Origin of the sequence: Kordia sp., from assembly GCF_022447245.1 — a bacterium.
GTDB lineage: Bacteria > Bacteroidota > Bacteroidia > Flavobacteriales > Flavobacteriaceae > Kordia.
Genome location: NZ_JAKVBC010000011.1, coordinates 16090 through 34901, shown reverse-complemented (window position 1 = coordinate 34901; position 18812 = coordinate 16090). Strand labels below are relative to the sequence as shown.

At 32.8% G+C, this 18812-nt stretch carries 16 protein-coding genes; 14 read left to right on the top strand and 2 right to left on the bottom strand.

The features are described from left to right. The first annotated feature begins 181 nt into the window (after nt 1-181). The 4 genes from lon to MK119_RS09265 all read left to right on the top strand — a co-directional run bounded on the left by lon (nt 182) and on the right by MK119_RS09265 (nt 6376). On the top strand, nt 182-2644 hold the full coding sequence (lon, locus tag MK119_RS09280; protein ID WP_290677403.1) for an endopeptidase La: 2463 nt from the start codon (nt 182-184) through the stop codon (nt 2642-2644). A 663-nt stretch (nt 2645-3307) separates the two neighbouring features. After that, nucleotides 3308-4327 (top strand): type IX secretion system protein PorQ, encoded by a 1020-nt coding sequence (gene porQ, locus MK119_RS09275; RefSeq protein ID WP_290677400.1) that lies wholly within the window; start codon nt 3308-3310, stop codon nt 4325-4327. A gap of 32 nt (nt 4328-4359) precedes the next feature. Continuing rightward, complete coding sequence (gene cmk / locus MK119_RS09270) at nt 4360-5049, top strand: (d)CMP kinase (RefSeq protein WP_290677397.1); 690 nt, start codon at nt 4360-4362, stop codon at nt 5047-5049. A gap of 109 nt (nt 5050-5158) precedes the next feature. Further along, the gene (locus MK119_RS09265) at nt 5159-6376 is read left to right on the top strand and encodes a BACON domain-containing protein (RefSeq protein WP_290677394.1); all 1218 of its coding nucleotides are present in this window, start codon (nt 5159-5161) and stop codon (nt 6374-6376) included. Between the two features lie 68 nt (nt 6377-6444). On the opposite strand, the gene MK119_RS09260 is transcribed toward MK119_RS09265, so the two are convergent. Then, nucleotides 6445-6828 (bottom strand): LysM peptidoglycan-binding domain-containing protein, encoded by a 384-nt coding sequence (locus tag MK119_RS09260; protein ID WP_290677391.1) that lies wholly within the window; start codon nt 6826-6828, stop codon nt 6445-6447. A gap of 298 nt (nt 6829-7126) precedes the next feature. Here MK119_RS09260 and rpsA point away from each other — a divergent pair, with 298 nt between their 5' ends. The 10 genes from rpsA (at nt 7127) to MK119_RS09210 (ending at nt 15157) form a co-directional block, all read left to right on the top strand. Next, on the top strand, nt 7127-8902 hold the full coding sequence (gene rpsA, locus MK119_RS09255) for a 30S ribosomal protein S1 (protein WP_290677388.1): 1776 nt from the start codon (nt 7127-7129) through the stop codon (nt 8900-8902). Nucleotides 8903-9098: 196 nt separating this feature from the next. After that, complete coding sequence (gene pyrR / locus MK119_RS09250; RefSeq protein ID WP_290677385.1) at nt 9099-9650, top strand: bifunctional pyr operon transcriptional regulator/uracil phosphoribosyltransferase PyrR; 552 nt, start codon at nt 9099-9101, stop codon at nt 9648-9650. A 2-nt stretch (nt 9651-9652) separates the two neighbouring features. Next, a complete protein-coding gene (locus tag MK119_RS09245) occupies nt 9653-10582 on the top strand; it encodes an aspartate carbamoyltransferase catalytic subunit (protein WP_290677383.1) in 930 nt (309 codons plus the stop codon). 135 nt (nt 10583-10717) lie between these two features. Next, the gene (locus MK119_RS09240; RefSeq protein WP_290677380.1) at nt 10718-11050 is read left to right on the top strand and encodes a ribonuclease Z; all 333 of its coding nucleotides are present in this window, start codon (nt 10718-10720) and stop codon (nt 11048-11050) included. Between the two features lie 23 nt (nt 11051-11073). Further along, nucleotides 11074-11982, top strand: a complete 909-nt coding sequence (locus MK119_RS09235; RefSeq protein WP_290677375.1) for a ribonuclease Z — start codon at nt 11074-11076, stop codon at nt 11980-11982. Nucleotides 11983-12149: 167 nt separating this feature from the next. Beyond that, the gene (locus tag MK119_RS09230) at nt 12150-13805 is read left to right on the top strand and encodes a helix-turn-helix domain-containing protein (RefSeq protein ID WP_290677367.1); all 1656 of its coding nucleotides are present in this window, start codon (nt 12150-12152) and stop codon (nt 13803-13805) included. 138 nt (nt 13806-13943) lie between these two features. After that, complete coding sequence (locus MK119_RS09225; protein ID WP_290677362.1) at nt 13944-14105, top strand: hypothetical protein; 162 nt, start codon at nt 13944-13946, stop codon at nt 14103-14105. 148 nt (nt 14106-14253) lie between these two features. Further along, a complete protein-coding gene (locus MK119_RS09220) occupies nt 14254-14406 on the top strand; it encodes a hypothetical protein (protein ID WP_290677359.1) in 153 nt (50 codons plus the stop codon). A gap of 211 nt (nt 14407-14617) precedes the next feature. Next, nucleotides 14618-14776, top strand: coding sequence for a hypothetical protein (locus MK119_RS09215; RefSeq protein ID WP_290677356.1), 159 nt, complete (start codon nt 14618-14620; stop codon nt 14774-14776). A gap of 144 nt (nt 14777-14920) precedes the next feature. Beyond that, nucleotides 14921-15157, top strand: a complete 237-nt coding sequence (locus MK119_RS09210) for a hypothetical protein (RefSeq protein WP_290677349.1) — start codon at nt 14921-14923, stop codon at nt 15155-15157. 364 nt (nt 15158-15521) lie between these two features. Here the strand turns inward: MK119_RS09210 and MK119_RS09205 are convergent, their stop codons facing one another. Next, nucleotides 15522-18476 carry a GEVED domain-containing protein gene (locus MK119_RS09205; RefSeq protein ID WP_290677346.1) on the bottom strand — a complete coding sequence of 985 codons (2955 nt, stop codon included), beginning with the start codon at nt 18474-18476 and terminating at the stop codon, nt 15522-15524. Nucleotides 18477-18812: the final 336 nt, after the last annotated feature.

The following is an 18812-nucleotide window of genomic DNA, read 5'->3' as shown; positions in this document are numbered from 1 at the left end:
TATTTCTTGATTTTTATCTGCTTTTTGAAGTAAACTTGGCATAACAATTGTCTTTAAGTAGTCGTAGTGACCAGTAAAATCAACTACTACGGTTGATTTATAAGTGGTTAAGCTAGAAAAGAAAAAAATTAAAGATCGATTTAATTCTGTTTATATGACAGAATGACCTAGTACAATATATATGAGCGAAACAAAGTTTTTAAATATGGACAGTTTGTCATTTCAATCTATTGATGAAGATGCGGAATTGATTCCGTTGATGACGCCCGAAGATGAAGAAGAAATCAATAGAGAACAATTGCCGCCAACGTTACCTATTTTACCATTACGAAATACGGTATTATTTCCAGGAGTTGTAATTCCTATTACAGCTGGACGCGATAAATCAATTCAATTGATCAAAGATGCCAATAATGGAGGAAAAGTAATTGGAGTTGTTTCTCAAAAAGATGAATCTGTTGAAAATCCAGCATTGGAAGACATCAATACTTTAGGAACAGTAGCACGAATTTTACGTGTATTGCAAATGCCTGATGGAAATACAACAATCATCATTCAAGGAAAAAAACGTTTTCAACTAGATACGCTATTGCGCGATACTCCGTACATGGAAGCAACGGTGAAAGAAGTACCAGAAACACGTCCAGAAAGAGATGATGAAGAGTTTAGCGCAATTTTAGATTCTATCAAAGAACTAGCGCTGCAAATTATAAAGGAAAGTCCAAATATTCCTTCAGAAGCATCTTTTGCAATAAAAAATATTGAAAGTTCTTCTTTCTTAATCAATTTCATATCGTCAAATATGAATTTGACAGTAAAAGAAAAGCAAGAGTTGTTAGCCGTAACTGACTTAAAGCAACGTGCATTGGCAACATTGAAGAGCATGAATTTGGAAATGCAAAAGCTAGAATTAAAGAATGACATTCAATCAAAAGTACGTCACGATTTAGATCAGCAACAGCGTGAATATTTCTTGCACCAGCAAATGAAAACCATTCAAGAAGAATTGGGCGGTGGCGTTTCGTATGAGCAAGAAGTAGAAGATATGCGCGCACGTGCCAAAAAGAAAAAGTGGGACGAAAAAGTGAAGAAGCATTTTGATAAAGAATTGTCGAAAATGCAACGTATGAATCCACAAGTTGCTGAATATTCAATTCAACGTAATTATCTTGAACTGTTTTTAGATTTACCTTGGAATGAATTCAGTAAGGACAAATTCAACTTGAAAAAAGCACAAACCATTTTAGATCGTGATCACTCTGGTTTAGAAGATGTAAAAAAACGTATCATAGAGTACTTAGCAGTCTTAAAATTACGTAACGACATGAAATCACCAATTTTATGTTTATACGGTCCTCCAGGAGTTGGAAAAACCTCTTTAGGAAAATCAATTGCTGAAGCGTTAGGAAGAGAATATGTGCGTATTTCATTAGGTGGATTGCGCGATGAAGCTGAAATCCGTGGACATCGTAAAACGTATATCGGTGCAATGCCAGGACGAATTATTCAAAGCTTAAAAAAGGCAGGAACCTCAAATCCTGTATTTGTATTGGATGAAATTGATAAGCTTTCTAGTAGTCACAATGGCGATCCGTCATCGGCGATGCTAGAAGTATTAGATCCAGAACAGAATACAGAGTTTTATGATAACTTCTTAGAAATGGGGTACGATTTGTCAAAAGTAATGTTCATTGCTACGGCAAACAGTTTAAGTACCATTCAACCAGCTTTGCGCGATCGTATGGAAATTATCAATGTAACTGGATATACGACAGAAGAAAAGATAGAAATAGCAGGAAAGCATTTGTTAGGAAAACAATTAAAAGAGCATGGACTTTCTGAAAAGGATTTAAAAATAGGGAAGAAGCAGCTTGAAAAAATTGTTGAAGGTTATACACGTGAAAGTGGTGTGCGTGGATTGGAAAAGCAAATCGCAAAAATGGTGCGTTATGCAGCTAAATCCATTGCAATGGAAGATAAATACGAGAAAAAAGTTGCCAATAGCATTATAGAAGAAGTATTAGGTCCTGCAAGAATGGAGCGTAGTAAATACGAAAATAATGATGTGGCAGGAGTCGTTACTGGTTTAGCTTGGACAAGTGTTGGTGGAGATATTTTATTTATAGAATCTACCTTATCAAAAGGAAAAGGAACGCTTTCAATCACAGGAAATTTAGGAAAAGTGATGAAAGAATCTGCAACGATTGCTATGGAGTATATGAAATCTAATGCAGACTTGTTAGGAATAAAACCTGAAATATTCTCAAAATACAATGTACACATTCACGTTCCAGAAGGTGCAACTCCAAAAGATGGACCAAGTGCCGGAGTTACCATGTTGACATCGTTGGTTTCTTTATTCACACAGAAAAAAGTGAAAAAGGATATTGCCATGACAGGAGAAATTACCTTACGAGGAAAAGTATTGCCTGTTGGCGGAATTAAAGAAAAAATATTAGCAGCAAAACGCGCAGGAATCAAAGAAATTATTTTGTGTGCGCAAAACAAACGCGATATTTTAGAAATTAAAGAAGCCTACTTAAAAGGATTGACATTTCACTATGTTACTGAAATGAGCGAAGTTATCAAACATGCAATTACTGATGAACCTGTGAAAAACGCAAAAACATTATCAGCAGAATGATAAAGTTAAAATTGAATTTAAACTCAATTTTAATTTCATAAAACATACTTAAAAACAAGACTTAGAGTTTTATAGTAATAAAATTCTAAGTCTTTTTTTGTACCTAACATGGAAGACCTGCAATATTACACGTATTCAGAAAGAGAAAAATTTACGAGATACTCTAAAAACATCAAAAAGGCGAACAGCTACCCAATAGTGTTAAACTAAACAAAAAAAATGTTATGGTTATTGAGTAACTGTTACATAATTAATCATTTCTGAATACGTGTTTTCTCTAAACAAGATATTAGAATTTTATAATTAGCCTCTCTAAAAAAGTAATGATAGTTTTCCGGAAAACTTCTTTTATGTACATAGGATGGTTTTGTTTGTTTTTTGATGATTAAAAATGGCTTTTGAATTCTTTTACTGACTACTAAACATGCTCTTAATTTACGATGGTTTTGTGCGGAAAAACAAAGACATCATGTGCGGTTTTATAAAATATCATTAAAAATAAAATGCTATGAGAGCCATATTTGTAAAGGATTGCCAATAAAACGTGTAGTTTTGCCGCAGAAAAAAATCAATTCATAGAAATATCTAGAATTTTTTAAAAAACGCATAAAATATTTACAATATCTAAACGTTTTGAATAAAGATTTTAGTTACTTTGTACACATGCAGAAAAAGATCCTCTATTCCTTTTTTTTGTTTATAACTACGCTGGCCTCCGCACAAATCGGAGGTAGATATACGTACCAGTTTTTAAACTTAATTTCTTCACCAAGACAAGCAGCTCTTGGAGGTAAAGTAATTACGAATTATGATAAAGATGTAAATCAGGCATTATTTAACCCTGCGAGTATTAATTACACAATGGACAATCAATTGTCTGTAAACTATGTGAATTATTTGGGAGATGTAAATTACGGTTCTGCTGCTTATGCTTATACATGGGATAGAAGAGTACAAACTTTTCATGCTGGAGTTACATATGTAGCCTACGGACAGTTTGATGGTTATGATGAAGAAGGAAACTCTACAGGGACCTTTACAGGAAATGAAATTGCTTTATCAATGGGATATGCATATAATATTCCTTGGACAGATATTCACATTGGAGCCAATGCAAAATTCATTAACTCAAAACTAGAACAATATAATTCTTTTGGTGGCGCGGTTGATTTAGGAATTATGTATATCAATGAAAAGTTGGAGTTCAATGTGGCTTTAGTAGCTAGAAACTTAGGAGTTCAATTTACAACCTATGCTGGTATACAAGAAAAGTTACCTTTTGAATTAATTTTAGGATTATCACAAAAATTAGAACATGTTCCTATTCGTTGGCATGTTACTTTTGAAAACTTACAAGAATGGAATATAGCGTTTGCAAATCCAAATAGAGCAGAACAATCTATAGAAGGCGGCGTTACCGAAGAAAAAGTTACTTTCTTTAAAAACCTCATTCGCAGAACGATTGTAGGAATGGAATTGTTTCCTGACAAAGGATTTAATATTCGTTTAGGATATAACTTCCGTAGAGGAGAAGAACTTAAAATTGTGGACCAACGTAATTTCTCAGGAATTACAGCTGGATTTGGACTTCGAATCAATAAACTAAAATTTGATTATACCTATGCTCGTTATGCTATTGCAGCAAATACTAGCATGTTTGGTGTTACAATCAATTTACAATAAGACGACGTTTTACTGCCAAAACGAATGCAATCATGAAAAAAATTATCATTGCCATTGATGGCTTCTCATCTACAGGAAAAAGTACTATTGCCAAACAACTTGCCGCAACATTAGAATATATATATGTAGATACAGGAGCAATGTATCGTGCTGTAACCTTATATGCGCTTCGAAAAGAATATATCAATGCAGAAGATTTTTCGGTAAATGATTTGGTGGAAAACTTAGACAATATACAGCTCAACTTTATATTTAATGAAGCACAAGGCTTTGCAGAAATGTACTTGAATGGTGAAAATGTAGAACAAGAAATTAGAACCTTAAAAGTATCTGACTTTGTAAGCAAAGTGGCTGCAGTTCCCGAAGTTCGTTATCAGTTGGTAAAACAACAACAGAAAATGGGCGAAAACAAAGGAATTGTCATGGATGGAAGAGATATAGGAACAGTCGTTTTTCCGAACGCAGAATTAAAACTGTTTATGACTGCTTCTCCTGAAAAAAGAGCCATGCGTCGTTATAAAGAACTTATAGATAAAGGAGAGGACGTTAAATACGAAGATGTATTACGCAATGTGCAAAACAGAGATTATATAGATTCGCATAGAGAAGATTCTCCTTTACGACAAGCTGAAGAAGCCATTGCTATTGATAACAGTGATATGGGACTCAAAGAACAATTTGAACGTATTCTCAATTTGGTAAATCGTACCATAAACGCTTAAAAAGTGTTTTTACCCTATAAAAGGTTGCTCATATAGAGTATTTTAGGATAACTAGGATGAATATCCTATATTCAGATTGAAAAAAAATCGATTAAGTTACCTAAACTGTATGAAAATTGCTAAACAGATATTTTTAATATCTATCACTGCCTTTATTTTACTCTTTATATCTTCATGTTCCAAAGATGAAACTGAATTTGAAGTAGAGTCCTATTTTGAAATTGCTGAAACTCAATTATTCGCGCCACCAGAAGAAACTGAATATGAAATTGATATTTCTACCAATATTGATTGGAAAATTGTATCAACCCCTAGCTGGATTGAAGTAACTTCGGAAATCAATTTTAGCATTAATAAATTACACATTACCGTTTTTGAAAATGAAACGTATTCTTCAAGAGCAGGAACGGTTGAAGTTAAAACCGTTGGTGCTACTTTTAAAATTGAAATTAATCAAGGAACTTTTTATGAAGATTTCCGTAAATGTTATGTGAATTATGATCCTGTAGGCTATCAAGGGAATGCTGTTTTTACTGTATTTACGCAGAGTGAATCAAAACCTGAATATTATTGGGGTTTTACGATAAGACACGAACAAAATTTGTCAGACGCTGTATATACGGATCAATTTAGAATTACATACTGTGAGGAGTTTATTTATGATGGAGAAGAAATGAAACCAACAGAAACCACGATATTACATTTTGGTGAATCTGAATTTGCACACAAAAAAAATGGTGTTACGTACTTTACAGGCGGTTTTCATGGAAAAGAAACGTTAGAAGAAATAGATTTTTTTATAGATAATGATATACTGAAAAATCATACAACAGCATTTACAATGAGACCTTGTGAAGAATTTTCATATTTGCAAAAAAGTATCATGCATAAAGACGATATATCTCATGGAGAAGAAGCCGAACATATAAAGCATACTACATTTAAAGAAGGCGGGTATTTTACCAGAAATACTTTGATTGGAAGAGAGGCTATTTCTATGAATATTTGTTATGGTTCTTTAGTATCTGCAAGTATTGACATTGGAGAAAAAGGCTATACGGACAACATCAGTGAATCTGTCACATTCAATCAAAATGGCAATAGAAAGATGGAAGAAGTTAACAATAGAATTTTTTTATGGAGTGAAGCCCTTCAGCTTTTTACAAAAATAGAAAGTATTTTTAGTATCAATAACAATTCTTCAAAGCAATATATATGGGATACTGAATTTTATAGCAAGTATTATAGATATATTCAAAATGTAGATTTAGATATAGGGGAAGAATGGAATTTTGAAACAAGAGTTACTTTTGATAAAATTAGATAAATAAAAAAACCGCCTCATTTTTCTTAATGAGGCGGTTTTATATTATGTATATATTATATATTACTTACTTATGATAAATGAGGAATTACTAATTCTTGTCCTGGATGAATTACATCTGGATTGTCAAGAATATCTCCATTTGCTTTAAAAATTGCATGGTACTCACCAGCCTTTCCGTAATATTTCTTAGCAATTTTACCTAAAGTATCTCCACTTGCTACCATATGACGGTGAAAAACAGTTTCGTCAGCAACTTTAATATCTGCTTCAATATCTTGTGGCAATTCACCACCTACTTCTTTAATTTTGTCCCACATCAAGTTTTTTTCATACTGCGTTCCTGCAGTTCCGCTTACTTTTAATATTCCATCTACCTCTTCTACATTTCCATTTTGAATATTTAATTCTTGTCCAAGATCTAAAACTCCTTGATATTTCGCTTTTACACTCATTCTTTTGTTATTTTAATTATTAGTATCATAAAGATAAAGTAAAAAAATAAAATTTGTGTTATGACAGTGTTACAATCTTTTTTTTCGATGAAAATCATATTTCATAGCTAAATTGTATAAAACATGTGGATTGAAGGACTATTAGTTTGTAAATCAAAATAATAATCATACTTTTGCACTCCTTTTTAGCATGATGGAGAAACGGAAAAGGGACAAGAAAATTTATAGAAACATAACAATCTACTGCTTTTACATGCAAAGGTTCTCTAAATGAGTAGTATACAAATTTTAATCAGCAATGGCTGAAGATAACACAAACACAAACGTTCAGGACGTTAAAAACCCTGAAGAGTTCTTAGCAAACTTTAACTGGCACAATTACGAAGAAGGGATTGACCAAGTAGAAGACGAAAAGTTAGAAGAATTCGAAAAATTAGTAGCAGAAAATTTCGTTGATACAGATGATGATGCTGTAGTAGATGGAACTGTAGTAAGAATGACTGACAGAGAAGCAATCATTGATATTAATGCTAAATCTGAAGGTGTAATTTCTTTAAACGAATTTCGTTACAATCCAGATTTAAAAGTTGGAGACAAAGTAGAAGTATTAATTGACGTTCGTGAAGACAGAACTGGACAGTTAGTATTATCTCACAGAAAAGCGAGAACAATCAAAGCATGGGATCGTGTAAACGCTGCTCATGATAAAGGTGAAATCGTTAATGGTTTTGTTAAGTGCAGAACTAAAGGTGGTATGATTGTAGACGTATTCGGAATTGAAGCGTTCTTACCAGGATCTCAAATTGACGTGAAGCCAATCAGAGATTACGATCAGTACGTAAATAAAACAATGGAATTCAAAGTGGTTAAAATTAACCATGAATTCAAGAACGTGGTTGTTTCTCACAAAGCGCTTATCGAAGCAGATATCGAAGAGCAGAAGAAAGAAATTATCAGTCAATTAGAAAAAGGTCAAGTACTAGAAGGAGTTGTGAAAAACATCACTTCCTACGGTGTATTTATTGATCTTGGTGGAGTTGACGGATTGATCCACATTACAGATCTTTCTTGGTCTCGTATCAACCATCCAAATGAGGTTGTTGAATTAGACCAGAAATTAAATGTTGTAATCCTTGACTTTGATGATAACAAGTCAAGAATCCAATTAGGATTAAAGCAATTAAGCGCGCATCCATGGGAAGCTTTAGATTCTGAATTAAAAATCGGAGATAAAGTAAAAGGAAAAGTTGTTGTTATTGCTGATTACGGTGCATTTATCGAAGTAGCAGAAGGTGTTGAAGGATTAATTCACGTATCTGAAATGTCTTGGTCTACTCACTTACGTTCAGCTCAAGATTTCGTAAAAGTTGGAGATGAAGTAGAAGCGGTAATCTTAACATTAGATAGAGAAGATCGTAAGATGTCTCTTGGTATCAAGCAAATGACTCCAGATCCATGGACTGATATTACTACTAAATACCCTGTAGGTTCTAAACACACAGGAACTGTACGTAACTTCACTAACTTTGGTGTATTCGTAGAATTAGAAGAAGGTATTGACGGATTAATTTATATTTCTGACTTATCTTGGACTAAGAAAGTGAAGCATCCATCTGAGTTTGTTACTGTTGGTGACAAATTAGAAGTACTTGTATTAGAATTAGACGTAGAAGGGCGTAAATTAAGTTTAGGTCACAAACAAACTACTGAAAATCCTTGGGATAAGTACGAAGCTGAGTTTGGTGTAGGAACTACACATACTGCTGAGATTTCTGATACAAATGATAAAGGAGCAACTGTAGCATTAAATGATGATGTAGTAGCATTTATTCCTTCTCGTCACTTAGAAAAAGAAGACGGTAAGAAATTGAAGAAAGGTGATACTGCTGAGTTCAGAGTAATTGAGTTCAACAAAGAATTCAAGAGAGTAGTAGCTTCTCACACTGCAATCTTTAGAGAAGAAGAGCAACGTAATGTTCAAGCTGCTGCTAAAAAGCAACAAGCTTCTGAGAAAACTACACTTGGAGACTTAAACGCTTTACAACAGTTAAAAGACAAAATGGAAGGAAAATAATTCTGAACATTTTATCATATTATAAGAAGCCGTTTCAATTTGAAACGGCTTTTTTTGGACTTGATCTTACGGTTTCCCACAAAAGGAGTAATATTTTGTGTAGTTGCAGTAAAATTGGGATGAGTTTTTAGAATAAAACGTATAAAACCAAAAAAAACTGTACTTTTGTATTCCAAATACCATTTGGACAAACACTATGAGTCAAAAAACCTTATTGAACTCAAAAGAGATCGGAATTATCCTGCATCGATTAGCATGTCAGCTTATCGAAAATCATCTCGATTTTTCAAATACTGTACTTGTTGGAATGCAACCCAGAGGAATTTATCTTGCTGAGCGGTTGACAAGCATTTTACGTGATGAATATGAGGTAAAAGACATTCAACTTGGATATCTAGACATTACTTTTTTTCGAGATGATTTCCGTCGCAGTGAAAAAATTTTAGAAGCTAATAAAACCAATATCAACTTTGTCGTTGAAAATAAAAAAGTTGTTTTTATTGACGATGTACTGTACACAGGAAGAAGTATTCGTGCAGCATTGACAGCTATTCAATCGTTTGGAAGACCTGAAGAAATTGAGTTACTTGTGTTAATAGATAGGCGTTTTAGCAGACATTTGCCTATTCAACCAAATTACCGAGGAAGACAAGTAGATGCCATCAATGAAGAAAAAGTAAAAGTAAATTGGAAAGAGAATGATGGAGAGGACATGGTATATCTTATTAATCAAGAAAAAGACAATTAGAAATGAGTGAATTAAGTGTAAACCACTTGCTAGGAATTAAATATCTTAAAGAAGAAGATATACAACTCATTTTTGAAACGGCAGATCAATTTAAAGAAGTGATCAACCGTCCTATAAAAAAAGTACCTTCTTTACGAGACATTACCATTGCAAATTTATTTTTTGAAAATAGTACACGTACGAAGCTTTCGTTTGAATTAGCCGAAAAACGTTTGTCAGCAGATGTTATCAATTTTTCAGCTTCGCAGTCTTCTGTGAAAAAAGGAGAAACATTAATTGATACTGTAAACAACATCTTATCCATGAAAGTGGATATGGTAGTCATGCGACATCCAAATCCAGGAGCTGGAGTTTTTCTTTCAAAAAATGTGAGTGCAAGTATAGTCAATGCTGGTGATGGTGCTCATGAACATCCAACGCAGGCATTGTTAGATTCTTATTCTATCCGTGAAAAATTAGGTGATGTAGCCGGGAAAAATATAGTTATTGTCGGTGATATTTTACATAGTAGAGTTGCCTTATCAAACATTTTTGCACTCAAACTTCAAGGAGCCAATGTAAAAGTGTGCGGACCTAAAACATTGCTACCAACATACATTGAAAGTTTAGGTGTTGGTGTAGAAACCAATCTGCGAAAAGCATTAGAATGGTGCGATGTGGCAAACATGTTACGTGTGCAAAATGAACGTATGGATATTAGTTACTTTCCTTCAACACGTGAATATGCACAACAATATGGAGTTACCAAAACACTATTAGATTCATTGGATAAAGAAATTGTCATCATGCATCCAGGACCCATCAATCGTGGAGTGGAAATTACCAGTGATGTGGCAGATTCCAAGCAATCTATCATTCTGAATCAGGTAGAAAATGGAGTGGCAGTGCGAATGGCTGTAATTTACTTATTGGCTTCCAAAATAAAGAAATAACATAATTTTTGGTTTTCTTGGTATTTATATTAAAATAGGGTTAAACGTATTGTGAATATATATTTATGAGGTAAATTTTGTAAATTGTTATAATGCACATCATAAAACAACCAAAACCCTCTAAATTTTGAACTTATGATTTTAGATAAACAAGAGAATATTCTCATCATTACACAAGAATCTACAGATACTGTAGCACTTGTACAAAAAATAGAAACACGTTACGACGAAGTTAAAAATGATAACATCATTGTGAACTTGTTTTCTTTTGGGAACCTAATTAAAAGTGATTTAGTTGAGTTTTTACAACTCTCAAAAAAACATCGTGCCGCCAAACATTCCTTTGTCATAGTTACGAATAAAATAAGTACAGACGATTTACCAGAAGCCATCATGACAGTACCAACATTACAGGAAGCTTTTGACATTATTGAAATGGAAGAAATAGAACGCGATTTAGGCTTCTAGCGATCTTGTCAATATTATATTAAATGAAGCTAACAATATTGGGCTGTTATGCAGCAACACCAACAAAACATACAAATCCAACAGCGCAAGTACTGGAAATTAGAAATCATATTTTCCTCATAGATTGTGGAGAAGGAACACAAGTGCAACTGCGCAGAAGTAAGGTGAAATTTGCACGAATTAAACATGTTTTTATCTCACATTTACACGGAGATCATTTTTATGGTTTAATTGGACTAATTTCTACATTTATGTTGTTAGGTAGAAATACTGACTTGCATATTTATGGACCAAAAGGATTAAAAGAACTTACGCTTTTACAATTAAAACTGTCTAAATCTTGGACAAATTATAAACTCTGTTTTCACGAATTGGAAAGTGATGCACCTGAAGTTTTGTTTGAAGATGAAAAAGTTAAGGTGACTACCATTCCATTGCAGCATCGTGTATACACAAATGGTTTTTTATTTCAGGAAAAAGAAAAAGAACGTAAACTAAATATCAATGCTGTATTGAACTATGAAATAGAAAAATGTTACTATCAAAACATAAAAAAGGGAAGAGACATCACATTAGATTCTGGTGAAGTCATTCCTAATGAAAAATTAACCTTCGATCCTCCTAAATCCAAAGGGTACGCTTTTTGCAGTGATACCGAATATTTCCCTAAAATAGTTGATCAAATCAAAGAAGTAGATGTTTTATATCACGAAGCTACTTTTTTAAACAAGCACGATCAATTAGCCTCTAAAACAAAGCACACAACGGCAAAACAAGCAGCTATGATTGCCAAAGAAGCCAATGTTGGTCAGTTAATACTGGGACATTTTTCAACACGTTATGATGGTTTTGATGAATTCAAAGAAGAAGCCAAAACTGTTTTTGAAAATGTAGTATTAGCTGATGACGGAAAAGTTTTTGAATTTAATTAATTAGTTAAAATAAAATGATAAAAGTTAAGATTTTAAAAAGATAACAGATTTATATCCTTCCTATTATATAAAAGATTTAAACAGTTCAGAAGAATCATAGTTAATTTGACGCTGAACTATTAGATTTTTAAGAAGAAATAGAGATCATCAAAAAAATAGAGTCGCTTATGAGGAAAATTTTTCTAATTATATTGCTTATTTCAGTATATGCTTGTAAACATGAAAGGCGAGATGTAATAGCACTAAAGCAATCTGTAAAAAAGAATCTTTTCAATGAAGGAACACTTGCCTTAGAAAAATTAGGAGAATTATTAAAAATAGGATATGCTAAAAAGGATACTACTTTATTAATAGAAACGTATTTAGATATTGGAATTTTATATACAAATATAGGAGAAAGTCAACAGGCTGTTGATTCTCTAAAACTTGGATTGAAACTCATTGATATCTCAGGGAAAAACACGCTTCGAAATAGATATTTGCTGCGTTTAGGAAATGTATATTCGCATTGGTATGAAGATAAGGAAGCTTTAAAGTGCTATACAGAAGCTTACGAAAATGCATTTTTAAACAATCAGCAAGAAGAAATTGAAATCGCACAAATAAATATAGCAAAAATCACTAGAAATTTAGGAAAGTATCAAAAAGCTTTACAAATGTATAAGGTCGGATATAAACGTGCATTAGAACTCAACTTTCATAAGAAAAATCTATCCCGAATTATTATGGGAATTGGCGGCACTTTTTTAGTGATGCATCAACCAGACTCAGCGTTAGTATATATTGATAAAGGATTAAAAATGATGGATGATAATGATAAAATTGCTGAAAGTTTTTTTTATCATGATAAGGGCATGGCATATATTCTCAAAGAAGAATACTCAAAAGCAATACAATATTTAGATAAGTCAATACAATTCAGAGAATCAATTGGAAATAAAGAACGGATGGCAGAAACTACTTTCTATGTAGGTAAAAGTCATTTTGCACTTGAAAACTTTCAAAAAGCATTAGTTAATTTTGAAAAAGTTTCCAGTATTATTGAAGCTTCTGGAAATCTTTTGAAAACACAATTTCGACCACTTGAATTAGTTGAAAATTATGAATTGTTAGCTAGTTGCTATGAACGAGATGCGCAACATGAAAATGCGTCAATATACAAATCTTTAGCAGAGGATTTGAAAGAAATATCTGAATCTAAAATAGCCATCGTAAATGAAGTTTTATATGAACGCCTTATCAATATAAAACAAAAGAAAATAGACAAGGTAGAAAAATCTGAAAAAAACCTTTATAAATGGTTAGCAATCATAATAATACTATTATGTATTGTACTTTTATTATTGTTGTACTACAGGCAAAAAGCTAAGAAGAACAAATTACATTTTGAAAAATTAGTACAAGCGCAAGAAAAGAAAACTGTTGAAGCACAACAAAAATCTAAAGAAATTGTTATAACAGACACAAAAGTAGAAGCTGTTTTAAAACGCCTCGAAAAGTTAGAAGAACAACACTATTTCTTAGAATCTTCATGTTCGTTGGCAAATATGGCGAAAAAGGCAAAAACGAATACTACCTATCTTACGCAAATCATTAAACAGTACAAAGAAAAAACATTCTATCAATACTTAAATGAGTTGCGTATCAACTATACCATAAACCGATTGAATACAGATCATCAATTTCGTAAATATGCAATCAAACATATTGCATTAGAGGTTGGATACAAAAGCCCAGAATCCTTTACAAAACACTTCAAGAAGGCAACAGGAATAAATCCTTCATACTACATCAAAGAATTAGAAAAACGTCTTGAGACTTAGTATTAGCAATATGCTGTGAGTACATTTAAACTGCCTTAAATTGTCTAATTTAAGGTTTACAAAAATTTCTAAATTAATTATATTCAATAGTTTTAAGAGCTTAAATAAACTAACCGCAATTTTTTAAATACTTGAATAATGAAAAAACAACAACCAAAAAAGCTACGATTTTCAAAAAAACTAATCTCCAAAATAAATACATCGCTTTCTACAAAGCTTAAAGGGGGAACAGATACCGTTTCTATTCCGGGAATTCCAACAGCTCTTGGATCTGAATGTGGAAATGAAATGTGTCACTAATGCAACCTTAAATCATCTAATTTACGGAAGTTTACTTTTTTTAATTTTAATTTCTTCAATAGATTACAACTATCAATTTTTACCTACTAAAGATTGATAGGGAAAAGCCAAAGCCTTTATAAATTGTAGGCACGTTAAAATTATAACCATGAAAAAATCAAGAACTTTAAAATTAGGATTGAACAAAAAGAAAGTATCAATATTAGATACAAACGAAGTAAAAGGTGGACACTATTCTTGTACACCTACATGTACGCAAACAGCATTATATTCACGTTGCGGAAATATGCAATGTCACTAGAATAAAACTAATTTTTAAGAAAAGAGGAGCAATTATTGTTCCTTTTTTTATGCGGTAAAACGAATATTGAAAACGTTGTTAACATGTTGATTATTTGTATTTAAGAAGTGAAGTTTCTTCCTTGAATTAGATGATTTAAGTTTAGAATTTTCAAAACATAAATTGATAATCAATAGATTTAAAAAGAATTAATAATTTAAAATTTTCAATTATGAAGAAAAAGTCAACACGTAATTTACAAATAGCAAAAATTTCAGTAGCAGTAATTCAAAAATTACAAACTAAAGCAGTAAAAGGAGGGTCTGAGCCTGTATCACCACCAATGTCTCAAGCTCCAGATGAAGAAAAAGTTTGTTATGCAATCAAGTAACTACTTAATAACTTAAATCATCCAATTTACGTTTATGACTCTTTTTTTCGTGCACATTCCTTTCTAATTTGGCAGTAACAATCGATTGAAAAGGTATTGCCGAAAACCTATAGAAAAAGTAGGCGCAACAGAAAATTTAAAATCATGAAAAAAAAGAAGTTTAGTAACTTAGGATTAAACAAAAACATTGTTTCATCTTTAAACAAAAACATGCTATTAGGAGGAAATGGTTCAATACCAGCAAATACATTAGGATGTACAGGTTTTTGTAGTGTAGGAGGTTGTCAATCACTGAATGGTTGTACAGCTCAATCTATATTATGTAATGATGGACCAAGCGAATTTGGAGCAGGTGGATGTACACATCAACAAGAAAATTAAGATAGGCTTACAATAAAGCTTCAAGGGGCAACCTAGGTTGTCCCTTTTTTTTAGTAAAATATATAAATTAACTTGATGAAAACTTAATATAAAAGGACTCGTTTTTACTTCGCTAAACGGACGAAAAACAGAATAGTATTCGTGGAATTACTAAATGGAAAGCAATACATGTTTTTAATCAAATTATCGATAAAAAAATAGTCTGAAATCTTACAATTAAAATAAATTGCAGACTTGTAAGGATATCATGATTCTTTAAGACATATCGTTTTTGTCATAAGACTTTCAAGTAAATTCCTCAAAAAAAGAGACTACCTAAAAAATAAGTAGTCTCTTCTAAATGTTTTGGTATCTGGCAGAAAATTTATTTCACAACTAGCTTTTTGACCAATTCTGTATTTCCTTTTCTTAGGCGAACAAGATATACTCCAGATGCTACATAAGACATATTTAGATTGTAACGGATTTCTTTATCTTCGTTAACAAGTCCGTGACTAAATATTTGTTTTCCAGAAATATCAAAAACAGATAGTATCATTCTATCTATATTCGTGTTGCTTAATGAAATATCAAAAATGTTATTTCCTTTGTCTAAAATGGTAAAGTTAGAAGCATTTAATACGTTATCTTCCACACTAAGGGTTTGAATTACATTTGCTGTATAATCATTAGTTCTACCGTATTGTAAATCACCACAAGGGTCGCTAACTGTTCCACCAGAATTTTCATCTCCACCTCTAACACGCATTCTGTGCAAACCAGGTAACACATTAGGTATTATATCAAAGTCCACAGTAAAATTAAAATCGGTATCAGCAGCTGCAACAAGACCACTAGAAATAATTTCATCTGTTTCAAATTCATTATTATCATTAAAATCAATCCATATTGTGTAATTAGAGTTCACATATCCTAGTTGTAAAACACCATTAAAAGGATTATCGTCATCTAAATTAAAGTTAAAGATTGTAGATGTATCATCAGAATATCCATCAGGACCACAGTTTGTGGCAATATCTTGATCTGCAAGTTGCAATTGCGTTACGCCATCACCAAATCCTGCGCAATCACTATCAGGCATACAGATAATATTAGTAATGATTGTTGTGATTGCATCATTACTGGTATCGGAATCTGACCCTAAAGCTGTCCCAATTTCAAAAGTGTAATCTCCTAGAGTAGAAAGGTCAGCAGTAGCAGTAAAAGCATAGCTGTCAGTAGCTCCAGGAGCTATGGATCCAGTATAAGTTTCATTCTCAGTAACTCCATCAACCATGTAAAATACAGGAATAGAAGTCTGTGTAGAAGTTCCAAAATTAGTAATCTCTACAGTAACAATTTCGGTATCAGATAAACTTCCTGTAGAAGGAGTAACAAGAGCAGTTACACCTACATCTTCCGCAAATAAATGGGTTACATTTTTCGTAAAAGTATCGTTTAAATTCTCTTCATCCGCACTTAAAACAGTGGAAGCTACAAGGGTATATGTTTGTCCTTCAACACTTAAATCTGCAGGAGTTGTAAAAGTAAATGATACTGTTTCTGTAGAGTTAATAGTGCCAGTATAAGTTTCTGTAATTATTGTGCCACCATCAATTTGATAAGTCACATCAAAGCCAGAGACTGGATTGTTACCGTAATTAAAAATACTTACTGTTATTTGTTCGCTATTAGTTAACGTTCCGTCTACAGGAGCATCGATATTTACGACGCCTATATCTGTATCCAAATCAGGAGCTATTTGAAAACGACCGACTACATTTGCTCGGTTAGGAAACATAAGCTCATTAATAAAATACATTCTCTTAAAGTTAGAAGGATCAAGGTCTATCTTACCATAATCTCCATAGCGTTCAGAACCCGGAATATTGCCATTTCCGGCAGCAATAAGTTGAGGTGCAATAGTCATTGTGCCACCAGGGTCATTTGCAAATCGACCTGTGTAATAGCTAGAAACAAATTCATTACTACCATTGCCTGTAGTCGCATTTCCCATGGCACTGAAGCCCATTCCTATATTTCCTTGAATGTCCATGATCATACTGGCATGCCAAAAATGGCGTCCATCAGGGTCAGAAAAAGTTCCTTCTTGTGCCATCATCCACGGATCTGAAGGACTATTTCTTCTAAACTCATACCAGCGAATGGCTGCTTGCTCATTACCTCCAGTACCTACATCAATAACAAAGTTAAATATTGCGCTTTCATAACTAGGGAATTTCTTGTATTGAGCCTGATTCATCACAATACCTTGTAAAGCATCAATATCTTGTCCTCCTGGTTGTCTTAAGTTAGAAAAGGAACCACCATCAAATACAGATGTAAATGGTGTTACAATGATTTCTTGAGGATTAGAGACTGTTGAATTTAATGGATTGTCAAAATCTACATCTATATCCCAAAATTTTACACTGTCATCATCTTGATTAGGGTAAGCATCATCTTGAAAAAATACGACTGTTGCATTTCCAGGATTTGGGTATACACTATCAGAAATGTTTAATACCTGTACACTAGCAAAACCACTAACATTTAAGTTAGGAAGGCCAAAACCTTGTATAGATACGTTAGCTGCAGGTTCTCCATCGAGCATTGCTTGACGGTCCATAGCATAAACTCTATCTCCAGAACCAGTTACATCCGTAAGGTAATATCCGTCACTCCATACAGAAAGCTTATTATAATCATTTACAGTATTAATGGTATAAACATTCCAACCATCATTCACAGGATCGGGTCCATCAGAAACAGCTATTTGAGCACCTGATCCAAGAAAAGAAAGTACCCATCTACCTGGATTCGAATTTCCAACAGAAGTTGCTACAGGATCATACGATACTGTTAAATCGCAACAACCAGAACTAGGAAATATAGCAGGATTTGGATTTGTTTGCCCAACCAATTCATTACCGTCTTTATCATAAATCGCAAAGCCTGTATTAAATACCACAAAAACATGATTAGGCCCAACTGCAAGCGCAGGATCTGTAGGTTGAGAATTTGAGACTGCACCTACCCAAGTTATATCTGGAGTTCTTCCTGAAATTTTTTGACTCAATGGATGCGGATTTTTGGATAAGATATCCTGTTGTTTTCCTTTGCCAGGAATGATAGGAATACGATTTTTAAAATATCTTCCATCTTTTACTTCACTTGGAGGTTTTATTGTTGATGGTGTAATTTCATTCAATCTAGAGGCAATTGAAGGAACATAGGTGTGCGTGTCAGCAGTTCCTATATAACTAGCTTTTTCTCTATCTTGAGCAAACGATAGCGTCAAAACACCTAGTAATAGGATAAGTGTAATTTTAAATTTCATAGCGTTTTACTTAAATTAAAAGTTTTTTTCAAACTTACAATATAAAATTGAATTATACTTTTCTCATATAAAAGGTTATTGACTATAAATTAGTTATTGATGTAGCCCTTCATGATATGAAAAATTGATTAAACTATTCATAATAAAGTTCTGAAACACAAAAAATAACAGGATCTTATTAATCTCAACGCGGCATTGTGAGGTCTATCATAAATTTAGTTTGAGAGTTCTTAAAAAATAGAGCAAAACTTTAGTATTTGTAGTAATTAAGAGCGTTAGTAGATTTATTAATGCATAATTGGATTTAGAAAAATATTCAGTAAAATGCGACTATTT

Excerpts from the sequence above, each read along its gene's own strand:
- lon (WP_290677403.1), top strand. The coding sequence starts at position 182 with ATGAGCGAAACAAAGTTTTTAAATATGGACAGTTTGTCATTTCAATCT.
- porQ (WP_290677400.1), top strand. The coding sequence starts at position 3,308 with ATGCAGAAAAAGATCCTCTATTCCTTTTTTTTGTTTATAACTACGCTG.
- cmk (WP_290677397.1), top strand. The coding sequence starts at position 4,360 with ATGAAAAAAATTATCATTGCCATTGATGGCTTCTCATCTACAGGAAAA.
- MK119_RS09265 (WP_290677394.1), top strand. The coding sequence starts at position 5,159 with ATGAAAATTGCTAAACAGATATTTTTAATATCTATCACTGCCTTTATT.
- MK119_RS09260 (WP_290677391.1), bottom strand. The coding sequence starts at position 6,828 with ATGAGTGTAAAAGCGAAATATCAAGGAGTTTTAGATCTTGGACAAGAA.
- rpsA (WP_290677388.1), top strand. The coding sequence starts at position 7,127 with ATGGCTGAAGATAACACAAACACAAACGTTCAGGACGTTAAAAACCCT.
- pyrR (WP_290677385.1), top strand. The coding sequence starts at position 9,099 with ATGAGTCAAAAAACCTTATTGAACTCAAAAGAGATCGGAATTATCCTG.
- MK119_RS09245 (WP_290677383.1), top strand. The coding sequence starts at position 9,653 with ATGAGTGAATTAAGTGTAAACCACTTGCTAGGAATTAAATATCTTAAA.
- MK119_RS09240 (WP_290677380.1), top strand. The coding sequence starts at position 10,718 with ATGATTTTAGATAAACAAGAGAATATTCTCATCATTACACAAGAATCT.
- MK119_RS09235 (WP_290677375.1), top strand. The coding sequence starts at position 11,074 with ATGAAGCTAACAATATTGGGCTGTTATGCAGCAACACCAACAAAACAT.
- MK119_RS09230 (WP_290677367.1), top strand. The coding sequence starts at position 12,150 with ATGAGGAAAATTTTTCTAATTATATTGCTTATTTCAGTATATGCTTGT.
- MK119_RS09225 (WP_290677362.1), top strand. The coding sequence starts at position 13,944 with ATGAAAAAACAACAACCAAAAAAGCTACGATTTTCAAAAAAACTAATC.
- MK119_RS09220 (WP_290677359.1), top strand. The coding sequence starts at position 14,254 with ATGAAAAAATCAAGAACTTTAAAATTAGGATTGAACAAAAAGAAAGTA.
- MK119_RS09215 (WP_290677356.1), top strand. The coding sequence starts at position 14,618 with ATGAAGAAAAAGTCAACACGTAATTTACAAATAGCAAAAATTTCAGTA.
- MK119_RS09210 (WP_290677349.1), top strand. The coding sequence starts at position 14,921 with ATGAAAAAAAAGAAGTTTAGTAACTTAGGATTAAACAAAAACATTGTT.
- MK119_RS09205 (WP_290677346.1), bottom strand. The coding sequence starts at position 18,476 with ATGAAATTTAAAATTACACTTATCCTATTACTAGGTGTTTTGACGCTA.